The organism is Pseudoxanthomonas sp. P4_B2, from assembly GCF_056402315.1.
The window spans coordinates 524623-545222 of record NZ_JBFUHQ010000001.1; the positions used below are offsets into that span (position 1 = coordinate 524623).

15 protein-coding genes and 1 tRNA gene are annotated in these 20600 nt (G+C 60.0%); 14 read left to right on the forward strand and 2 right to left on the reverse strand.

Annotation, left to right across the window (positions count from 1 at the left end):
- Positions 1-6: 6 nt before the first annotated feature.
- Complete coding sequence (locus AC1DTQ_RS02290; protein WP_477847598.1) at positions 7-1251, reverse strand: acyl-CoA dehydrogenase family protein; 1245 nt, start codon at positions 1249-1251, stop codon at positions 7-9.
- 186 nt (positions 1252-1437) lie between these two features.
- Here AC1DTQ_RS02290 and AC1DTQ_RS02295 point away from each other — a divergent pair, with 186 nt between their 5' ends.
- From AC1DTQ_RS02295 to AC1DTQ_RS02320, 6 genes are all read left to right on the forward strand, one after another.
- The gene (locus tag AC1DTQ_RS02295) at positions 1438-2154 is read left to right on the forward strand and encodes a 2-phosphosulfolactate phosphatase (RefSeq protein ID WP_477847599.1); all 717 of its coding nucleotides are present in this window, start codon (positions 1438-1440) and stop codon (positions 2152-2154) included.
- Between the two features lie 93 nt (positions 2155-2247).
- Positions 2248-4329 carry a 3-hydroxyacyl-CoA dehydrogenase NAD-binding domain-containing protein gene (locus AC1DTQ_RS02300; RefSeq protein ID WP_477847600.1) on the forward strand — a complete coding sequence of 694 codons (2082 nt, stop codon included), beginning with the start codon at positions 2248-2250 and terminating at the stop codon, positions 4327-4329.
- Between the two features lie 166 nt (positions 4330-4495).
- Complete coding sequence (locus AC1DTQ_RS02305) at positions 4496-5674, forward strand: acetyl-CoA C-acyltransferase (RefSeq protein WP_477847601.1); 1179 nt, start codon at positions 4496-4498, stop codon at positions 5672-5674.
- A 14-nt stretch (positions 5675-5688) separates the two neighbouring features.
- Positions 5689-6156: a MaoC family dehydratase gene (locus AC1DTQ_RS02310; RefSeq protein ID WP_477847602.1), complete on the forward strand. Its 468-nt coding sequence runs from the start codon at positions 5689-5691 to the stop codon at positions 6154-6156.
- A gap of 18 nt (positions 6157-6174) precedes the next feature.
- Positions 6175-7335, forward strand: coding sequence for an acyl-CoA dehydrogenase family protein (locus AC1DTQ_RS02315; RefSeq protein ID WP_477847603.1), 1161 nt, complete (start codon positions 6175-6177; stop codon positions 7333-7335).
- Positions 7336-7359: 24 nt separating this feature from the next.
- Positions 7360-8478: an acyl-CoA dehydrogenase family protein gene (locus AC1DTQ_RS02320; protein ID WP_477847605.1), complete on the forward strand. Its 1119-nt coding sequence runs from the start codon at positions 7360-7362 to the stop codon at positions 8476-8478.
- Between the two features lie 9 nt (positions 8479-8487).
- Here AC1DTQ_RS02320 and AC1DTQ_RS02325 read toward each other — a convergent pair whose 3' ends face one another.
- The gene (locus tag AC1DTQ_RS02325) at positions 8488-11478 is read right to left on the reverse strand and encodes a bifunctional diguanylate cyclase/phosphodiesterase (RefSeq protein WP_477847606.1); all 2991 of its coding nucleotides are present in this window, start codon (positions 11476-11478) and stop codon (positions 8488-8490) included.
- A gap of 397 nt (positions 11479-11875) precedes the next feature.
- On the opposite strand from AC1DTQ_RS02325, the gene AC1DTQ_RS02330 reads away from it, so the two are divergent.
- From AC1DTQ_RS02330 to AC1DTQ_RS02365, 8 genes are all read left to right on the forward strand, one after another.
- Positions 11876-13498, forward strand: coding sequence for an FMN-binding glutamate synthase family protein (locus AC1DTQ_RS02330; RefSeq protein ID WP_477847608.1), 1623 nt, complete (start codon positions 11876-11878; stop codon positions 13496-13498).
- Positions 13499-13585: 87 nt separating this feature from the next.
- Positions 13586-13660: transfer RNA gene (locus tag AC1DTQ_RS02335), tRNA-Val, on the forward strand.
- 149 nt (positions 13661-13809) lie between these two features.
- Positions 13810-14655, forward strand: a complete 846-nt coding sequence (locus AC1DTQ_RS02340; RefSeq protein WP_477847609.1) for a hypothetical protein — start codon at positions 13810-13812, stop codon at positions 14653-14655.
- 454 nt (positions 14656-15109) lie between these two features.
- Positions 15110-17443, forward strand: coding sequence for a hypothetical protein (locus tag AC1DTQ_RS02345; RefSeq protein WP_477847610.1), 2334 nt, complete (start codon positions 15110-15112; stop codon positions 17441-17443).
- A gap of 264 nt (positions 17444-17707) precedes the next feature.
- Entirely contained in the window at positions 17708-17935 is a 228-nt protein-coding gene (locus AC1DTQ_RS02350) for an excalibur calcium-binding domain-containing protein (protein ID WP_477848346.1), read from the forward strand.
- Between the two features lie 1222 nt (positions 17936-19157).
- Positions 19158-19385: an XAC0095 family protein gene (locus tag AC1DTQ_RS02355; protein WP_477847612.1), complete on the forward strand. Its 228-nt coding sequence runs from the start codon at positions 19158-19160 to the stop codon at positions 19383-19385.
- A 328-nt stretch (positions 19386-19713) separates the two neighbouring features.
- Positions 19714-20049 (forward strand): immunity protein Imm33 domain-containing protein, encoded by a 336-nt coding sequence (locus tag AC1DTQ_RS02360; RefSeq protein WP_477847613.1) that lies wholly within the window; start codon positions 19714-19716, stop codon positions 20047-20049.
- 71 nt (positions 20050-20120) lie between these two features.
- Positions 20121-20564 carry a hypothetical protein gene (locus tag AC1DTQ_RS02365; RefSeq protein WP_477847615.1) on the forward strand — a complete coding sequence of 148 codons (444 nt, stop codon included), beginning with the start codon at positions 20121-20123 and terminating at the stop codon, positions 20562-20564.
- Positions 20565-20600 lie beyond the last annotated feature (36 nt).

Consider the following 20600-nt stretch of genomic DNA (forward strand, 5'->3'; position numbering starts at 1 on the left):
CTGTCGTCAAACCGAATTAATGGGATCAACGCGGATCGCATGCTTTGCCAACTCCAGCCGGGCGATGGTGCCGCGATGGACTTCATCGGGCCCATCGGCGATGCGCAGGGTGCGGATGCCCGCATACAGGCCGGCCAGCGGAAAATCTTCGGTGACGCCGGCGCCGCCGTGGGCCTGGATGGCCCAGTCGATGATCTGGCAGGCCATGTTCGGCGCGACTACCTTGATCATCGCGATCTCCGCGCGGGCAACCTTGTTGCCCACCGTATCCATCAGGTAGGCGGCCTTCAGCGTGAGCAGACGCGCTTGTTCGATCATGCAGCGCGCTTCGGCGATGCGCTCGTGCCAGACGGAGTGGTCGGCGATGCGTTTGCCGAAGGCTTCGCGCGACTGCACGCGCTCGCACAACAGCTCCAGCGCGCGCTCGGCGACGCCTATGGTGCGCATGCAATGGTGGATGCGGCCGGGCCCCAGACGTCCCTGCGCGATTTCGAAGCCGCGCCCTTCGCCCAGCAATAGGTTGTCGACAGGCACGCGTACCTCGCGCAGTTCGATTTCCATGTGGCCATGCGGCGCGTCGTCGTAGCCGAATACCGGCAGCGGACGAATCACCTCGATGCCGGGCGTGTTCGCCGGCACCAGCACCATCGATTGTTGTTGATGGGTCGGCGCGGTCGGATCGGTCTTGCCCATGACGATATAGAGCGCGCAGCGCGGGTCGCCGGCGCCCGAGGCGAACCACTTGCGTCCGTTGATCACGTAGTCGTCGCCATCGCGGCGAATGGAGCACTGGATGTTGGTGGCGTCGGAAGAAGCTACCGCCGGTTCGGTCATCAGGAACGCGGAGCGGATATCGCCGGCCAGCAACGGCTCCAACCACCGATCCTTCTGCGCATCGCTGCCGTAGCGTTCCAGGGTTTCCATGTTGCCGGTGTCGGGCGCGGAGCAGTTGAACACCTCCGGCGCCCACATCACCCGCCCCATGATTTCGCACAGCGGCGCATATTCGAGGTTGGACAAGCCCTGCGGCGCGCGCGAGGACTTCGGCAGGAACAGATTCCAGAGGCCGCGCTCACGCGCCAACGGCTTCAGGTCCTCAATGACCTGCACCGGCACCCAGGCGTTGCCGGCGGCGCGGTTCCGCCGAAGCTGCTGCTGATACACGACCTCATTGGGATAGATGGAGGCATCGAAAAAGCGCATCAGCTCGGCGCGCAGATTTTCGACCTTGGGGCTGTAAGAGAAATCCATGCGAACTCCACGTGGGCATAGTTCCATACAACGGAACTAGGTTCTAAGAATCGTAGCGCATCCTAAGAGGGCGAATGGAGTTCTGGCAAGCAAGTGTTTTTCGGCTTGTCGAAGCAACCGCGGCTAAGTACGATGGTTCATACGCGAACTATTAGTTCCATTATGTGGAACTTTGGGAAAACATCGATGCCCAAGCTGCACGTGCTTTTCAAGAAGGAGGAACTGGACCCGGCGCGCCTCCAGGACAAAGTAGTGATCGTGCTCGACGTGCTGTTCGCGACCTCCACCATCGTGCATGCCTTCGCCCAGGGCATCGATCGCATCTGGCCCGCACGCGACGCCGCAGACGCACAACGCATCGCCGCGCTTCTGCATGCACCGATGCTCGCTGGCGAGTACCTGGCGCAGGGGCTGCCTGGCTTCGGCCCGCCTACACCCCTGGCGCTTGTTAATACTGGGATCCGCGGTTCCACCCTGGTTTACGCCACCACCAATGGCACCGTGGCCTTGCACAACGCGGCCGCCGCCGCGCATGTCTATGTAGGCGCGCTGTTGAACGGCGCGGCGTTGGCCGCTTATGTCGCGCGCAGGCATCCGCAGACCCAGGTGTTGCTGCTGTGCGCGGGTTCGGTCGACAGTTTCAATCTGGAAGACTTCTACGGTGCCGGGCATATCGCCGCGCACTTTGAACGCACCGGCGCCTATGCGCTGACCGACGCCGCGCTGGCGGCGGTACTGCTTTATCGCGGCTGCGATGCGTCGACCACGCTGCACGCCTCGCGGGTGGGGCGGATCATGCAAGCGCATGGCCTGCAGCATGAGGTCGATTGCGCCGCGCAGTTCGATACGCATGACGTGATCCCGGAACTGAGCGACGGCTGCCTACGGCTGGCGGCGGCATGACTCCGACATCGCGCCGTGCTTATCGTGACGATCGCCGATCGTCTGGTCGCGGTCATTCACGAGGCGTCGCTACGCCAAAAACAGGAAGCAGTCATGTCAGTCAAGTATGAAACCCGCGAGGGCGTCGCGATCCTCACCTTGCAGAATCCGCCGGTCAACGGCCTCGGCCTGGAGACGCGGCGCGGCCTGCTTGAGGCGCTGACGCGGGCGCTGGACGATGCAGCGGTGAAGGCCATCGTGGTCACGGGAGGTCCGCGCGCCTTCTCCGGCGGTGCGGACATCCGCGAGTTCAATAAGCCTGAAGCCGGCATGGAGCCCACCCTGCCCACGGTGATCGCCGCCTTCGAACGCAGCGGCAAACCGGTGGTCGCGGCCATCGAAGGCCTGGCCTTGGGCGGCGGACTGGAACTGGCGCTGGGCATGCACCATCGCGTCGCCGACAAGCGCGCGCAGATCGGCCTGCCGGAAGTGAAGCTGGGGCTTCTGCCGGGCGCAGGCGGCACCCAGCGCTTCCCGCGTGCGGTGGGGCTGGAAACGGCGGTGAACATGATCGTTTCGGGCACGCCCGTTCCGGCAGGGAAGCTGGCTTCCACGAAATTGTTCGACCGCGTGGTCGAACGCAACACGCTGGACGCGGCTATCGCCGTGGCCAATGAAGCCGCGACTTCGGGCGCGTTGCCCAAAGTGCGCGACTGGAAGATCGACCACCCCAACGCGGAGGGCTTTCTCGGCTTCGCTCGCACCGCCGTCGCCGCGGCATCGGCCCACTATCCGGCGGCGCTGAAATGCCTGGAGGCGATAGAAGCGGCGGTGAAGCAGCCTTTCGACAAGGGCATCGACGCCGAGCGCGAAGCGTTCGCCCTGCTAATCCAGACACCGGAATCGAAGGCGCTGCGCCATGGCTTCTTCGGCGAACGCGCCGCCGGCAAGATCGCCGATATCGGACCGGAAGTCGCGCTGCGCGAGGTGAAGCAGGTCGGCGTGATCGGTGCTGGCACCATGGGCGGTGGCATCGCCATGAATTTCCTCAACGCCGACCTTCCGGTGACGCTGCTGGAAAGCAACCAGGACGCGCTGGATCGTGGGCTGGCCACCATCCGCAAGAACTACGAGAACAGCGCCAAGAAAGGCAAGCTGACCAGCGAGCAAGTCGAGCAGCGCATGGGCCTGATCACGCCCACGCTGTCCTATGACGCGCTGAAGGATGCCGACCTGATCGTGGAAGCGGTATTCGAGGAATACGACGTCAAGCAGGCGGTGTTCACCCAGCTGGATGCGGTCGCCAAGCCCGGCGCCATCCTCGCCAGCAATACTTCCACGCTGGACGTGGACCGCATCGCCGCCTTCACCCAGCGTCCGCAGGACGTGCTGGGCATGCATTTCTTCAGTCCGGCCAATGTGATGAAGCTGCTGGAAGTCGTGCGCGGCAAGGCCACGACCAAGGACGTGCTGGCCACGGTGATGGCGCTGGCCAAGAAGATCGGCAAGACCGCGGTGGTGTCGGGCGTCTGCGACGGCTTCATCGGCAACCGCATGATCGAACAGTACAGCCGCCAGGCGGGTTTCCTGCTCGATGAGGGCGCGCTGCCGCAGCAGGTGGATCGCGCCATGGAGAAGTTCGGTTTCGCCATGGGACCGTTCCGCATGGGCGACCTGGCCGGCAACGACATCGGCTGGGCGATCCGCAAGCGCCGCTACGTGGAAAAGCCGCACATGACCTATTCGAAGACGGCCGACCGGGTTGCCGAACTCGGCCGTTACGGGCAGAAGACCGGCGCCGGCTGGTACGACTACAAGACCGGCGACCGCACCGCCTATCCCTCGCCGATAGTCGACGAGCTGATCGAAAAGAATTCGAAGGAGCTCGGCATCGCGCGCCGCGCCATCAGCGACGAAGAAATCGTCGAACGCCTGGTGTACGCGCTGGTCAACGAGGGCGCGTACATTCTCGAAGAAGGCATCGCCGCCAAGGCCTCGGACATCGACATCGTGTACCTGGCCGGCTACGGCTTCCCGATCTGGCGCGGCGGTCCGATGTTCTATGCCGACAGCGTCGGCCTCTACAACGTGCTGGCCGCGATGCGCCGCTACGCCAAGGGGCATGAAGGCAAGGCCTGGGAACCCGCACCGCTGCTGGTGAAACTGGCCGAGTCCGGGAATTCTTTCAATCCATAGACTTACATCGTCATCCCAGCGAAAGCTGGGACCCATTTTGATTTTCGCGTTTCATGTTGCGAAGCCGGATGGATCCCAGGTTGACTAGCCACTCGGCTGTTTAAAGCCGCTGGGATGACGAGTAAACCCAATCAGACGTCATAACGCATTCGACCGGGAAAATAATGTGAAAGAAGCCGTCATCGTTTCCACCGCACGCACCGGCCTGGCCAAGAGCTGGAAGGGCGCCCTTAACATGACCCATGGCGCGACTATGGGCGGCCATGTGGTGCAGCACGCGGTCGCTCGCGCCGGCGTCGATCCGGCCGAAGTCGAAGACGTGCTGATGGGCTGCGCCAATCCCGAAGGCGCGACCGGCGTCAACATCGCCCGCCAGAGCGCGCTGCGCGCCGGGTTGCCGGTGACCGTTCCCGGCGCCACCGTGAATCGCTTCTGTTCGTCCGGTTTGCAGACCATCGCCATGGCCGCGCAACGCGTGCTCGCGGGCGAAGGCGATATCCATGTCGCCGGCGGGGTGGAAAGCATTTCCTGCGTGCAGCCGTATATGAACCAGCACATGCTCAGCGAAGGCTGGCTGCTGCGGCACAAGCCGGAGCTGTACTGGCCGATGCTGCAAACCGCCGAAACCGTGGCCAAGCGCTATGGCATTTCGCGCGAGCGCCAGGACCGTTACGGCGCCGAAAGCCAGCAGCGCGCGGCGGCCGCGGCGGCGGCCGGCAAGTTCGACGACGAGATCGTGCCGATCACCGTCCTGGCGGGTTTCGCCGATCCGGACACCCGGCAGTTGATGACGCGGGTAGTGACCTTGGCCGCCGACGAAGGCATTCGTGCCGACACGACTTACGAAGGCGTCGCGAAAATCCGCAGCGCAGTCCCCGGCGGCGCGATCTCCGCGGGCAACGCCAGCCAGTTTTCCGATGGCGCCTCCGCCGCAGTGGTGATGGACGCAAAGCTGGCCGAACAACGCGGCCTGCAGCCGCTCGGCATCTTCCGCGGCTTCGCGGTCGCCGGTTGCGAGCCGGACGAGATGGGCATTGGTCCGGTGTTCGCGGTGCCGAAATTGCTCAAGCGTGCAGGCCTGAAAGCGGGAGACATCGGCCTGTGGGAATTGAACGAGGCCTTCGCCGTGCAGGTGCTGTATTGCATGGATATTCTGAAAATTCCGCATGAGCGCATCAACGTCAACGGCGGCGCGATCGCGGTGGGCCACCCCTATGGCGTGAGCGGCGCGCGCCTGGTCGGCCATGCGCTGATCGAAGGCAAGCGTCGCGGCGTGAAGTACGCCGTGGTCACCATGTGCGTGGGCGGCGGCCAGGGTGCGGCTGGCCTGTTCGAGATCGCCTGAGCCAAGGCCTGCTCATGCGCATAATCGAAAATCTCGATGCCCTGCCTGCGTGGATGGGGCAGGAAGTCGCCTGCAGCGACTGGTTGAGTGTCGACCAGGCGCGCATCCAGCGCTTCGCCGACGCCACCGGCGATCAGCAGTGGATCCACACCGATCCCGAGCGCGCCCAACTCGAGTCGCCTTATAAAACCACTATCGCCCACGGCTACTTGACGCTCTCCCTATTGCCGCACCTGCTGGACAACTGCCTGCGCATCGACGGCGTCGGCATGGCGGTCAACTACGGGCTGGATCGCGTGCGGTTTCCGGCGCCGCTGCCTGCAGGCCAACGCGTTCGTGCGCGATTGGCACTGGAGCGCCTGCAATCGGTCGCCGGCGGCGTGCAGGCGCACTGGGTCGCGACCGTCGAACTGGAACACAGCGACAAGCCCGCCTGCGTCGCGCAGATGCTGGTCCGTTACTACCCTTCAACCATCACCTGATTCGACAACGGAGTCCGCATGGATCTCGATTTCAACCTGGAAGAGCAAGCGTTCCGCGACGAGGTGCGGCAGTTCCTCGCCGCCGAGCTGCCGGCCGATATCCGCGACCGCATGAGCCGCGACGATGCCAGCCAGATCCGCGACGACATCGTGCGCTGGCAGAAGATCCTGCATGCGAAAGGATGGGGCGCACCGGCGTGGCCGGTGGAGTTCGGCGGCACCGGTTGGAGCAAGACCCAGCAATACCTGTTCGAAACCGAATGCGCCCTAGCCGACGCACCGGCGCAGCTCGCGTTCGGCCTCAAGATGGTGGCGCCGGTGATCATGCGTTACGGCAGCGCCGAACAGCAGCAGCGTTTCCTGCCACGCATCTTGGCGGCGGAAGACTGGTGGTGCCAGGGTTATTCGGAAACCGGTTCCGGTTCGGACCTGGCCTCGTTGAAGATGAAGGCCGAACGCGACGGCGACGACTACGTGCTCAACGGCCGCAAGGTCTGGAACACGCTGGGCCAGTTCGCCGACTGGATCTTCTGTCTGGTGCGCACCGATCCGACCGCCAAGCCGCAGAAAGGCATTTCCTTCCTGCTGATCGACATGAAGACGCCCGGTATCAGCGTGCGGCCGACGCGTTTGTTGGATGGAACCTTCGAAGTCAACGAGATCTGGTTCGATGAGGTGCGCGTGCCCGCGTCCAATCGCGTGGGCGAGGAAAACCAGGGTTGGACCTACGCCAAGTTCCTGCTCGGGCACGAGCGCACCAACATCGCCGGCATCGGCGCCTCCAAGCGCGAGCTGCAGCGCTTGAAGCAGGATGCGGCCAAGGTGATGAAGGAAGGTCGCAGCCTGCTCGAGGATCCGCTGTTCGGCAGCAAGGTCGCGCAGGTCGAAATCGAACTGACCGCGCTGGAAGTCACCAACATGCGGGTGATTTTCGCCGAGGCCGCCAACCATGCGCCGGGGCCGGAAGCGTCGATGCTGAAGATCCGCGGCACCGAGATCATGCAGCGCATCTCCGAGCTGCAGGTGGAGCTATTGGGTCCGGGCGCATTGGCCTATCGGCCCGACGACGACGGCTCGCGCGCCATCGCCGCCTATCTCAACCTGCGCAAGCTGAGCATTTTCGGCGGATCCAACGAGATCCAGCGCAACATCATCGCCCACATGATCCTCGGACTCTAAGGCACGCACTGTAGGAGCACCACCATGGACTTTTCCTTCAACGACGAACAACAGATGCTGCTGGACACCACCCGCCGCTTCATCGCCGAGCGCTACGGTTTCGAACACCGCAATCAGGTGCGTGCCTCGGCCGAGGGCTGGTCGCGTGAGGTGTGGGCGCAACTGGCCGAACTCGGCCTGCTGGCGATCAATATTCCCGAAGACGAAGGCGGCATCGGCGCGGGAGCGGTCGGCACGATGCTGGTCGGCAATGCGATAGGCGAGGGCATGCTGCTGGAGCCGTTCTGGTCCAGCGCCGTGGTGGCGACCCATGCCATCGTGCGCATGGCTTCGCCCGATCAACGCGCGACCTGGCTGCCGGCGCTGGCCGGCGGCGAATCGATCGCGGTGCTGGCGCACGACGAAGCCTCCACCCGCTTCGATGCGATGAATGTCGAAACCCGGGCCACGCCTAACGGCGAGGGCTGGGAACTCAGCGGCCGCAAATCCGCGGTCTATCACGCGCCGGCGGCGAATCTGCTGTTGGTGTCGGCGCGGGTCGGCGACGGGCTGGGCGTATTCGCGGTTGCTGCCGATGCCGCCGGCGTCAGTCTGGTGTCGTGCACCACGGTGGACGAGCAGCGGGCCGCGGATATCGTTTTCGACAAGGTAGCCTTGTCCGCCGATTCGCGCCTGGGCGGAGAGGCCCGCGAATCGCTGCAGGCGGTTCTGGACTACGCACTGGCCGCCTTGTGCGCCGAAGCCTTCGGCGCCATGGACCGCATCCTGGCTGCGACGATTTCCTACAGCCGCTCGCGCGTGCAGTTCGGCGCGCCGATCGGCAGTTTCCAGGCGCTGCAACACCGGATGGCGGAAATGCTGATGCACTTGGAGCAGGCGCGTTCGATGTCGTACCTGGCGACTTCGCGCTGCACCGATCCCGATCCAGCCGCGCGCCGCGCCGCGCTGTCGGCGGCAAAGACGCTGATGGGTCAGGCGGCGCGCACTATCGGCCAGCAGGCGGTGCAGTTGCACGGCGGCATGGGCATGACCGACGAATTAGACGTCAGCCATTACTTCAAACGTCTGCTCGCGTTCGAACTGCGCTGCGGTACTACCGACCAGCATCTGGAGAACTACAGGCGGCAGTTGCGGGCCGCTTGAAGAGTCTGCCTACCCCCTTGCTTGCTCAAGAGAACGGATCACCGCGTCCAACGGCTGCGGCCGCGCGATGAAGTAACCCTGCAGGTGTTCGCAGCCGTTCGCCTTGAGCCAGCGGTACTGGTCTGGGGTTTCGACGCCTTCGGCCACCACCGATAGACCCAGAGAGTGGGCGAGGGTCAGCAGCGCGCGGCATATCGCTGCGCTGCCGGGATTGGAATGGACGTCGGCCACGAAGGACTGATCGATCTTGAGAAAGTCGAGAGGGAGGTGCTTGAGGTAGGAGAGGCTGGAGAAACCCGTGCCGAAATCATCGATCGAAGTGAGGACGCCCGCCGCTTGCAGATGGCGCATCGCTTCTATCGCCCGTTGAGGCTCGTTCATGATGATGCTTTCGGTCAGCTCGACGTGCAACGCGCCGTGGCGCAGCCCGTGTTTGGAAACCGCAGCAGCAACCGAACGATAGAAATCCGTGTCGAGGAACTGTTGGGCCGAAACGTTCACCGCGATGGGAATGTGGCCGAATCCGGCTAGCTCCAGGGTCCTGTGGCTCGCGGCCGCCTGATCCAGCACGTACTGGCCCAATTGGGTGATCAACCCGTAGCTTTCGGCCAGCGGAATGAATTCGGTAGGAGAAATGAAGGTGCCATCCGGTTGCGGCCAGCGCACCAGCGCTTCCAGGGCGCTGGTCCGGAGACTGTCGGTGTCGGCGATGGCTTGGAAATGCAGCACCAACTCTCCGGCGTTGATGGCCTGCCTGATGCGCAGAACCAGTTCCTGTTGCTCGATCGCGGCGACGCTCATCGCCGGGACATAGGGCGTTGAGCGGACTTGTTTGGCGCTGGCCACATGGGCGGCCAGCGCAGCGTTCCTGACGATCTCTGCGGCGTCGCCTCCGTCCGTGGGAAATTCGGCGGAACCGATCCATGCCTCCAGATGGTAGGGCCGGCCCTGGGATTCGATCGGTTGCAAGATGGCATCGGTCAGCGCTTCGTTCGCCGCCTGTGCCGAGTCCCCATGCCTTACCGCCACGACGAACGTATCGGAGGGCAGGTGGGCCACCAGATCCTCTTCGCCGACGAGCTCCGTAAGCCTGTGGCTTATCGCCCTCAGCAGTGCTTCGCTCGACGCCCGGCCCTGCGTATCGGCGATCAGATCCAACCCTTTTATCTGGAGGTTCGCCACACTGAACGGAAGCCCGTCTTCCACGTCCCGTTCCAAGCGCTTGGTCAGCTCGTCGATATTGAGCAAGCCGGTGGTCAAATCGCGGGACGCGCGGAAGGAGAGTTGCTGTTCGTATTCGATGCTGGCGCTGATGTCCTCGGCAAGGATCAGTCGCGCCGGCTTGCCGCCGAACTCCAGATCCGCGGTATGGATATTGACCTCGAACAGCGAACCGTCCTTGCGGCGGTGGGTCCATACCTGGGGCAGATGAAACCCCTCGCGGCCCGCCGATAGGTCGGCCAGCAGTTTGTCTTTGTCTTCGTCCGCCCGCAGGTCGAGTATCGACATGCTCAGGAACTCGTCCCTGGAATAGCCGTACTGCGCCATCGCAGCGGAATTGACTTCGAGAAACTTCAACGTCGCGACGTCGAACACCCAGAACGGCAACGGATTCTCGTTGAATATCAGTCTGAACTGCCGTTCCGCATCGGCGATTCGTTTCTGGGCCTCCACCCGTGGCGTCACATCGGCGATCGTTCCGGTGATCTTCCATCGCGAATCGTGATCGCGAACCGATGCGCCCCACAACGAAATCCACTTGACTAGACCATTCTCGGCGGCTGTCCGGTATTCGGTCTCGAACTTCTCCTGCGTAGTCCACGCGTTTTCGATCACGGCCGCGAGCGCCGCGCGATCGTCGGGATGGGCCAAGGCATAGAACTCCTCGAGCGAAGCCGAAGACTGCGCAGTGGAGATGCCGAGCATCGGGTTCACGTTGTCCGACCACTGCAGGTGTCCGGAGTCTTTCCACATGATCCAAGTGCCTACGCCACCGACCTCCTGAGCCAGGCTGAGGTTGGAAGCGCCTTCCTGTATTTCGGCCAACAGTTTTTCCTGCGCCGCGCCGGTTTTCTTCAGGACGATCAACAGGTAGACGTAAACCAACAGGTAGGCCAGATAGACCGCAATGGCGGTCGCCAACAACAGGTACCACGGCTTTAGGACATCGCCGGCTGAGACGCCTGCGGTAAGACGGGTCGAATATTCCGGCAGGTCGGCCGTCGCAACCAGGCGGGGCACGCCATCGATTTCGCTGGTTTGCGGAACGTTCGGCGCCGCCGCCGCATGCGGTATGGGAAAAGTTTTTCCGACCAGTCTCACCGCTTCCGGGTTGTGTGCCAGCAAGGTGCCGTCCCGATCGGTAATAGCAACGGTGCCGTTGCGGCCGGTGTCGAGGCCGGCGATGACGCTCCGCAGTTCGTAGACTCTGAAGCGCGCGAGTACATATCCGTCCCGTTTCAACGGAACCGCGACCGGCAGCAGCCAGCGGCCGCGGGGCGACTTGTACAAATGGCCGATCCGCAACGCGCTGCCCGGCCCTGGCTTGCTTGCTGCGATCCAGCGCGGCAGCGTGGGATCGCCTTGCCCGCCGAGCAGCGCGCGGCCTTGCCGATCGACCAGAACGATGTTCTCGAGCTCGCGCTGCCTGCTGGCTACGCCGGCGATGTTCTCCAACAGCACGCTCGGGTCCGGGTTAGTGGACAGCAGCTCGGCATCGCCGGCCACGCCCAGCAGCGCCCGCTCCACGTTGCGGAATTCGTACTGCAGCAGGCGCGCCGCGCCGGCGGCGAGCGCGGAACTTTGCCTCTGCGCGCCTTCCAGCCTCACGGCGCGGTCGTTGACGACTACGTAGACGAGTCCGAACGCCAGCACCAACGCCAATATCGTTCCCGAGATCGCAAAAGCGCGGGCCGAACTGGTGGGTCGTGGTCGTGCGTTGTCAGACGTCTTGCCTTCTTCCAATTGGTCGCCCCCGGCCGAGCAAAGATTGCAATGCATGGTGGAAAGTGATCGCTTCGACTCCGATCATGAAACAGCATGCACCAATCGCCCCGCATTGATGTCGGGACGAGGTTAACGCCCTGGTTCGTTCATTCCTTTTCGGAGTGCTGAACGCGGACTCCCATCACGGTTTGGAGTGACGCGCGGTGGCGCAGGCGATCCGGTGCCCAGCGGATCGCGACGGAAATCAGCGAGGTGAAAGAAGGAGGGCTTTCTGGCGTCGCCGGGTCGAAAGCAGGACCAGCGCCAGGAATTCCGTCCGCAGACGGGGGTGCCTTCGCCGCTCGCCTCTACGGGGCTATGGGAATAGAGTTGTCGGGAATAGAGTTGTCTGGGCCGCTTTCGCTGGCGGCGCAGCGCAAACAAACGTTGGAAACAATACGCGGGGAGCGCGATGAGTCGTTATCTGGCCTATGGGTTGAGCATCGCGCTGGCTTTTCTGTCTTTTTCGATGGCCTTGCAGTCGTCCGCCTGGTGGTGGGGCGTGGCCGGATTCGGTGCGGTGGCGCTGCTGGGTACTTGGGACCTGCTGCAGAAGCGCAGCACGCTGCGCCGCAATTATCCGATCCTGGCGCACTTCCGCTACGGGCTGGAATCGGTGGGCCCGGAGATGCGCCAGTACTTCATCGAAGGCGATACCGCCGAGGTGCCGTTCTCGCGCCAGCAGCGGGCGCTGGTCTATCAGCGCTCCAAGGGCGTGATGGACGTGGTGCCGTTCGGCAGCCAGCAAAGCGTCTACAGCGTCGATTACGAGTGGCTCAATCATTCGCTGGCGCCGGTGGAAGTGGAATCGCACGATTTCCGCATCGTGATCGGCGGCGAATCGGCGCAGCCGTACAGCGCCAGTGTGTTCAATATTTCGGCGATGAGTTTCGGCGCGCTGTCGGCCAATGCGATCCGCGCGCTCAACGAGGGCGCCAGGCGCGGGCATTTCTATCACGATACCGGCGAGGGTTCGATTTCGCCCTATCACCGGGAACCCGGCGGCGATCTGGTTTGGGAAATCGGCTCGGGTTATTTCGGCTGCCGCGCCGAGGATGGGACTTTCAGCGAGGAGCGCTTCGTCGCCAACGCCTGCACGCCGCAGGTGAAGATGATCGAGGTGAAGCTGTCGCAGGGGGCCAAGCCGGGCCACGGCGGGGTGTTGCCGGCGGCCAAGGTCAGTGCGGAGATCGCGGCCACGCGCGGGGTGCCGATGGGGGTGGACTGCGTGTCGCCGGCCAAGCATTCGGCGTTCTCCACGCCCAAGGGTCTGTTGGAATTCGTGGCGCGGCTGCGCGAGTTGTCGGGCGGCAAGCCGACCGGGTTCAAGTTGGCCATCGGCCATCCGTGGGAGTGGTTCGGGATCGCCAAGGCGATGGAGGAAACCGGGGTCCTGCCGGATTTCATCGTGGTGGACGGGGGCGAGGGCGGCACGGGCGCGGCGCCGGCCGAGTTCATCGATCACGTGGGCGTGCCCATGCACGAGGCGCTGATGCTGGTGCACAACACGCTGGTGGGGCTGGGTTTGCGCGAGCGGGTCCGCATCGGGGCGGCCGGGCGCATCACCAGTGCGTTCGATCTGGCGCGGACCCTGGCGATGGGGGCGGATTGGTGCAATTCGGCGCGGGGGTTCATGTTCGCGCTGGGCTGCATCCAGTCGCAGAGTTGCCATAACGATAAGTGTCCGACGGGGGTGGCGACGCAGAATCCGAACCGTTGGCGGCATCTGGATGTGGCGGACAAGGCGGTGCGGGTGCAGCAGTACCACGGCAATACGCTGAAGGCGCTGCGGGATCTGTTGGGGGCGGCGGGGTTGGAGCATCCGGAGGAACTGGGTCCGGAGCACATTCTGCGGCGGATTTCGCCGGTGGAGATCCGGTCGCTGGCGGCGTTGTTCAATTTTCTGGAGCCGGGGGAGTTGTTGAGCAAGGTGCCGGAGCACGCGGTTTTCCGGGATTTCTGGGCGGACGCGCGCAGCGATTCGTTCGCGCCGCCGGCTGGGGTCAGTGGGCTGCGGGCTTCGAAGTCGCGGTAGGGCGGGGGTTGTGGGGGCAGGGAGTGGGGTTGGTTTGACCAAAAGGGCGGCGACCTTTAACATCTGCGGCCCGATTCGCACCCCTTCGGGCGGTTAGCTCAGCGGTAGAGCATTGCCTTCACACGGCAAGGGTCGCAGGTTCGAACCCTGCACCGCCCACCAGTAAAATCAAAGCGTTAAGACCAAACCGGCCTAGTGCCGGTTTTTTCTTAAGTGCGCTGTAAGTGCAACGACAGCTGGGTTACTTCAGAAGACGCCTCAACAGCTCTGGTCTGAACTAAGCTGGATGCCCTCTGGGGAGGGGTCCCGCTATGACTTTCATGAGCTTTATCCAGCACCCACTTGTGCTCTTTGTTCTGGGCTGCATTGTGACCGTGCTTGTGTATCGGCTTCAGAAGACCAGACGACGAATCAGTTACCAAACATTTGACACTATTGTCATAGATGCAGGCAGCACCAAGGACAATCGGCTAGAAGTCCGATATGCCGGAAAAGTGGTGCCTCAGGTTACTAGAACCGTGCTTAGAGTATGGAACTCCGGCACCGAAACAATTAATCGGAGTGACATTGCTAGTACTGATCCACTCAGCCTCACATTGAGCGATGACGCGCACATTCTAGCGATCCAAACGCTGCTGACTACGCGCGACCCCATTCAAGTTGGAGCAATAGCTTTGACTAAAACGGCCATTGTGGAATTCGATTTCCTAGATGCAAACGACGGCGCATTAATTGCGGTGCTTCACACCGGCAAGCCGAACGATTCCGCAGTGACGGGAACTATCAAGGGCACAACGCTCAAGCAAGTGTGGTCTAGCAGTACAGACCCCATCGCTAAATCATTGAGACGCTCACTTGGGCGTAAAAAACGTTCTAAGTTTGACACGATACGAGAGTATTCCTTTTATTGCTTCATCGTTCTCGCTGCGCTATACCCCTTGGCCAATTTGGTTGTGGGGATAATGCCTGGCCGATTTGTTCCTTTCATCGATCCATTTTTATTAGATAAAGGGTCAATCTTCGAGCTGTATCCAGACCGAATTAATTGGCTACGCCTAGTCGTGAATATGGTTTTCTTCGCAATCTTTGGCGGCGGCACCATAGCTATGATTCAAAGCTGGAGAAATCGCCCTCCCCGTAAGCTTGCGTTAGATTGAGCTGTCGAAAAAGGATTGACGCAAGCCCGCGTAGCGGGTTCCGCTGCATGTTTCTGAGGCGGTCTTTGACGTCACCGACATTCCGCAAAATCGCCTGCCGTGATTCCACTCAACGTGTTCTCAGATATACGAAGGTTTTCGGAAGTACGTGCGCAAGTTTGGAGCGGATATAGACCTTCATCAGCACGCGACGCTTCATGTCAAGCGCGGGAGCGGGGGAAAGATGGGGTTCGCATAACAATAAATGCAGTTCAGTTTGTAGAGAATAATCGGGGTGAGGAATATGATGTGGAGGCGTCCGGCTAGTCTAGGAAAGACGGTTGAAGCGAGAGCTTCAAACCGGGCGGTAAAGATCGTGTACCTCGTGCCGTTTGCTGATGTCGAGCGCACTCAACTGATACTAGACGCTGTATTTTTTGAGTCGTATACGAGATGGTCCGGAATCTACACGCTCGTGATTCCGACTGAGAAAGCGAGTTTTTCGTCCGACGAATATGTCGATTGGTTGAGTCACTTCGATCCCGATTTCATCTATTCGTATGTAGATCTTGATCTTGAGTTCGTAGACTACATTGATCGGCTATGTTGTCCGATTTCATTTCTTCGTCACAACGAAAGAGAGTCGGAGGGAAAAACCCTGCGGTGGCGAGATTTTCTGCCGCAGTGGGGGCACTACATAAAACCAGTGCCTTCAATAAGTACGATTCAAAGCCCCGAAAGTCACCCGCAGCTCCATTACGAAAAAAGACCGCCAGAGCCCACGATTTACATCCAATTTGGATCAGGCCCGCTAGAGCGGCTGTTGGCAGACAATTTTGGTGCAGGATTCACGACGCATAACTCTTCAAATCCAGTTGCCGGTCTTTTTCGGACACTCTCGTTGGTTCCCGCCAATCTGCCTGACCACATGATCGCGGGAACAGAAAGATGCACCGTTCCGCTAGAGGCGTTTCAGGGAATAAGCGAAAGACGCATAACTCCAATTTCTCGACTTGCACATATAAATAGCGGAGGTATGCCGCGTGTTGAATCCGCGAACTGGGCATTTGCATTTAGGATCTTCATTGGTAGCACGCCAAGGGACAGAATAAATTTCTGGAACGCGAGACTGCTGGGAAGTAGTTGGAGCGATACTACAAACGCACTCATTTTTGGTGCTTCGTTTTTCGAAGACAATTCTGCAGTTAGGCAGTTGGGCATCTACTTAAATAAGCATAATTTCCTGGGTGGCGGAAACGGGCCGTATCAAGTGCAGATTCACAGCTCCAGTGAGACGTCCGAAGTCCTCGCCGGAATTCAAGAGAAGGTACAGGCGAGCTCATTCAATTCGATCCATGTAAGTGCGATGCCGAGTGCCGACGCTGTACCAAATAAGCAAGATCTTCTCAATCGAAGCCATAAAGGCATTGGAGATACATCAGTCCTGAAGTTGACCGAGGACTACGCAGATGTGGTCGCCGATGAGCCAGCGCATTTTACGTACCTGCCTCCCCAGAGACGCCAAATCGCCGAAGGCGACTGGATAGTTGAGCTTGATATTGATAGACACAACAATCTGTCAAGATTCGTGAATGTTGTTGACGCTTGGACACTCCCGAGGCGTTGGCAAATTACGCGCGCGTTTACCGACCGGAATGCTAAGCCTACGCGGCTTGGAACTCTGGCCCTGATCCCAAAAGGCGAAGGGCCGCAGATCAGGCGCACCGCTGTCAAAGATTCAAGATCTTATGAATTGAGACTTCCAACAGACGAAAACTTCTTTCGTCATCTTGCTTTGAATTTCCACCAACATATGCCGGACGACCTGCGGGCGACTTTGCCCGTCAGCGGATATGAGGACATGGCAACATCAGACAAAGGCCAGAATCTAAGGGGTGTGATTTCGCTCTTTGACAATCTTGATGATGCCCACGGGATCCTGACCAAGAAGTATTGGCGAACGGTTTTCAGCGATGCTAAAGACGACAAGGCCCGGCCGCTACATTTCGACATGAATAAGCTAAAGAGCTTTATGCCTGGGGATAGAAAAACCTTGGAGAAGCTGTCTAAGGAGCTGCGTTTTAAGGAGCCTGGAATTATCAGAGAGTATTTGAATGCGTGCCTATACGACACGCTTGAGTACCTTGTGCGCCAGAACGTGTTTTATCAGGTTGCACATTGGAGGTGTAGGTACTGTGGGCATGTGAACGCGCGCAGTTTCGATAACATGAAAATTAAGAATCAATGTGAAATTTGCGCCACCGAGTATTTTGCTCCAATAGACATCGAATGGCAGTACGAAGTTAGCGGGTTCGTTCATAGATCCCTGCACAAACATTCTGGATTGCCGGTGCTGTGGACACTTGGTCACCTTCAGTCGTCGCTGTACAACGGGTCATTCTGGTACTTGCCGGAAGTAGATTTGTACGCGAAGGGCGGCGATAAAAGTCCGCAAAACGAGATTGACATCTTGTGCATGATGAACGGAAGGTTTCATGCAGTCGAGGTCAAGCGAACTGCTTCGATGTTTTTGAATCAGGTCGGTTCCGCTGATAAGTTTCTCCGTGTCATGGAGTGTCTGCGCCCGGATGTGGCCGTTCTTTCGTTTGAGCGCTACTGCGTTGATTCCAAAGAAAAGGCCGATGTGAAGGCTCGAGTTGATGAGCTGTCGACAACTTTGAAAGAGCGGCTGGGTCCGTGGATTAAGCTAAGGATTATCGTGGCTGAGCAAACGGACGAGTTTGATGATTTTTCCCCGGACCTTGGGTGGCGAGGGAGCCGTGTCAGTAGCTTCAACAATCGCGAATGAGCGATGAAAGCCGGCGTAGGGCGGAACCCGCGTAGCGGATTCCGCCGCATGTCTCTGCGCTGAGGCGGTCTTTGGTGCCACCGACATTCGACGGGATCACCTGCGGTGGTTCCGCCCTACGAGTTCTACGGGGCAGCCTATTCCAGGCCGGTCTCACAGGGCGGTATGATCGGACACTGGGGATGGGGACTCACTGTGAAAAATTTACTGTCTTTCATAGTTATCGCTGTGCTGGCTTGGCTTGCCTACGGCAAATTCAAATCCATGTCCGAGGCCGCTAGCTACGATGGGGTGTCGGCTGTTGCGGCCGATCAGCTGTCCAACACAGCCACCCCGCCTCCCAGCCCCGAGCAATTCGCGTGCGATGGACGAACTCATTGCTCTCAAATGCATTCTTGCGCTGAGGCCACTTACTTCATCAAGCACTGCCAAAACACCAAAATGGATGGGAACAACGACGGCGTGCCATGTGAGCGGCAGTGGTGCAACTAGCTGTCCACGCACCCCAGACCCTCACGGATCGCCTATGCCGTCGGTGGGCGGTTTTGGTTCGTGGCGAATACTGCGCACTTTGGAACCGACCCTGACGGGTCGGCTTTATTCAGGCGTTAGATCACAAGGGGAACGACCATGCATTTCCGAATCTTAGCGACCATCTTTGCGATTCTGCTTGCCGGATGTCAGTCAACGTCAATGGGTCGTGCAGGCGCCCAAAGTAGCAATGGAGATGGTCTGACCGCCAAGACGGCGGTAAAAATATAGAGTGTCCCTGCGGAGAGGGTTTGGATCGAACAGCACTATCCTGGAGCAAAGATCGAGTCCCAATCGCTGCTCATGGGAGCAGGCCCGATGGACGTTATCGAGATCACGCTTACAACAGGAGAAACCCGTCGTATCTACTTTGACATCTCGTCTTTCTTCGGAAAGATGTTCTAACAATTCATTGAATCCGATGCCGCTTCGCGACACGGCTTAATTCAGGCACTAGGCCCATGACAGAAACAGAAAGCCTTGATCGTCTGCCAACTAGATTGGAGCGCTGGATAGGCGCGGCAGCTAGTCTGCTTATCTTTTTGGTTCTTGGAACAAGTGTTGCGATAAGCACTTACCTAGTGCTTCAACGCGCCGAGGATGTTCCTGCTGTAGTGATTGCGGTCTTGTCCGTACTTTCCATCTTGGCGCTTTGGGCCGCTTTCATGTTTGTAAGAATTGTTCGAGGTGTTCCGAGGAAGCCTAGTCCAGTCGCGCAGATCATAGTCGGCCTACTTGCAGCTGCGTATGGAATCGCCTACTTGGGAGCGTCAATTGCGGGCTTAGTATCGCCGGGTCCGAGAAACTATCTATCATCCATGGTTGCCGGGGTAAGTTTGATCTTGGGCGTGGCTTGGGCGCGCCACGCCTGGAAGAGTTCCAAAGCTCGCGAGGTCTAATGTATTTCGATGCAACTGTGAGTTGACACCACGCCACCGCCTTCGCAAACTCACTTCCAAGGAGCTCTGAAACTCCTCTCATAGCGGTACCCACCTCCGTCAACCTGGTGGGTTTTTTGTGCCCGCATCTTGGGCGCAAACCGGCGCAATGTTCCGCGTCGGGAGAGCGGCTAATACAACACCCGAAAGGGGAATACGCCCGCCGTCTATGAGCGGTTTCAGACCTCCCGACACCTTGCGCGCACGCGCAAGGCATTCCATCGCGAAAAAGAAAGGAGACCGTCATGCGCCAAGGAACGCCATGCGAGCCCGGCTACCACCTGCCGGAAGAAGCCCACCAGCAACTGCAATCCCTCTGCCACTACCTGCATCTGCTGGCCGAACTCAGCCAACCCGAACACATCAACCCCGACGCCCTCATCCTGCCCCGCGCCGGCCTGGCCCACTGCTTCACCCAACTGGCCGAAGCCGCCGACCAGATCGTGGCCACCACCACCTTCCGACCCGGGTAACGCGCGTCAGGCTACGTCTGTTCGCGATCGCTCAGGAAATGCTCGACCGCCTAATTCGCACAGGTGCCGCCGTCCGTCGATCCGGATATGCCGGCGAATCCCATACAGATAGGCCTGTTCTTTTCGCAAATTGTGGCGCTTTTCTTCCGCAGTAGGCATTAGACGGTCTCCCTGCCGGTAAACACCCTCAATGTTTGATGTTCTACCGGCTCACAGTACTGTCGCAACCCCTTGTGCCGCGTAGACAAAGCCTGATTGACGAGCCTTCCAGACCACCCCCACAATCCGCGCTACACCCCACTTTGGGGTCTAATCCTAGTTAGGCCGCATGAAGCAGTTGTCGCAATCGGATACGTGCAAGCAGTTCGGCTCGCCATTTCAGCCGCCCGCCGCGGACGAGCGTTTGGGAGTTGCGCTTTCCACGCTCTCGCAACTACCTCTCAATGCTCTTCGGCACTTACCGGAGCATGGGACATGCGGTTGGTACATCTGGGGCGGAGACTTCTCGGAGGCTCCAGAGTTTTTCCAGTCGCTCCATGTGCATCACATCGTGGAGCACGCACCGCAATTGGTTCCCTACCTTGCGCTTGCTCCAGGCTGGCGCGTCTTGCTTGCGCCCGAGCAAACAGATGTCTGGTATGACCCCGCTCTCATTGCCGTGTAATCTGCGGCCTAACAATTCATTCAAGCCGAAACCGCTTCGCGGTTCGGCTTAATTCAGGCGTTAGGACTGCAATGCAGATCACCCATCGTTCAATGGCGACATGTCTTGCCTTCGCTATTGCTTTGATAGTCGTAAAGGCTACCGTTTCGCCGAGTCCTGCTCAAAGCGATGGCAGTTCCGCCTTGTCGGTTGCGGTTGCCACCACAGTTCTCGTCTTGTCGCTGGTCGCTGCCTACTGTCTGTCTAAGCGCTTCACTGTTAAGACCCATTCTTGGGGCGGATTTGTTTCATGCGGCATTCTGGCGGCTTTACCTTTTGCAGTTGCCGCTTATGGCGCAGTAACCGGCTGGGTTCGAATTTTCGGTAGAGCTGGACGTTTTTCCGATTATTCGGTAGCGGCGAGCCCTATCGGATTTTGGCTCACATTTGCAATCTACGTGGCGCTTGCCACAATCCTGCTCTCGTGGGCTTTTGCTTATCTGCGCCCTCAATCCGGAGATAAGGGGCGGAGCTAGAGTGAGTGCAGGCATCTAGAAGGCATTCCATCGCGA

Bases quoted from the DNA above. Each gene is read 5' to 3' on its own strand.
- AC1DTQ_RS02290 (WP_477847598.1), bottom strand. From the start codon at position 1,251: ATGGATTTCTCTTACAGCCCCAAGGTCGAAAATCTGCGCGCCGAGCTG.
- AC1DTQ_RS02295 (WP_477847599.1), top strand. From the start codon at position 1,438: ATGCCCAAGCTGCACGTGCTTTTCAAGAAGGAGGAACTGGACCCGGCG.
- AC1DTQ_RS02300 (WP_477847600.1), top strand. From the start codon at position 2,248: ATGTCAGTCAAGTATGAAACCCGCGAGGGCGTCGCGATCCTCACCTTG.
- AC1DTQ_RS02310 (WP_477847602.1), top strand. From the start codon at position 5,689: ATGCGCATAATCGAAAATCTCGATGCCCTGCCTGCGTGGATGGGGCAG.
- AC1DTQ_RS02315 (WP_477847603.1), top strand. From the start codon at position 6,175: ATGGATCTCGATTTCAACCTGGAAGAGCAAGCGTTCCGCGACGAGGTG.
- AC1DTQ_RS02320 (WP_477847605.1), top strand. From the start codon at position 7,360: ATGGACTTTTCCTTCAACGACGAACAACAGATGCTGCTGGACACCACC.
- AC1DTQ_RS02325 (WP_477847606.1), bottom strand. From the start codon at position 11,478: ATGCATTGCAATCTTTGCTCGGCCGGGGGCGACCAATTGGAAGAAGGC.
- AC1DTQ_RS02330 (WP_477847608.1), top strand. From the start codon at position 11,876: ATGAGTCGTTATCTGGCCTATGGGTTGAGCATCGCGCTGGCTTTTCTG.
- AC1DTQ_RS02340 (WP_477847609.1), top strand. From the start codon at position 13,810: ATGACTTTCATGAGCTTTATCCAGCACCCACTTGTGCTCTTTGTTCTG.
- AC1DTQ_RS02350 (WP_477848346.1), top strand. From the start codon at position 17,708: ATGTCCGAGGCCGCTAGCTACGATGGGGTGTCGGCTGTTGCGGCCGAT.
- AC1DTQ_RS02355 (WP_477847612.1), top strand. From the start codon at position 19,158: ATGCGCCAAGGAACGCCATGCGAGCCCGGCTACCACCTGCCGGAAGAA.
- AC1DTQ_RS02360 (WP_477847613.1), top strand. From the start codon at position 19,714: ATGAAGCAGTTGTCGCAATCGGATACGTGCAAGCAGTTCGGCTCGCCA.
- AC1DTQ_RS02365 (WP_477847615.1), top strand. From the start codon at position 20,121: ATGCAGATCACCCATCGTTCAATGGCGACATGTCTTGCCTTCGCTATT.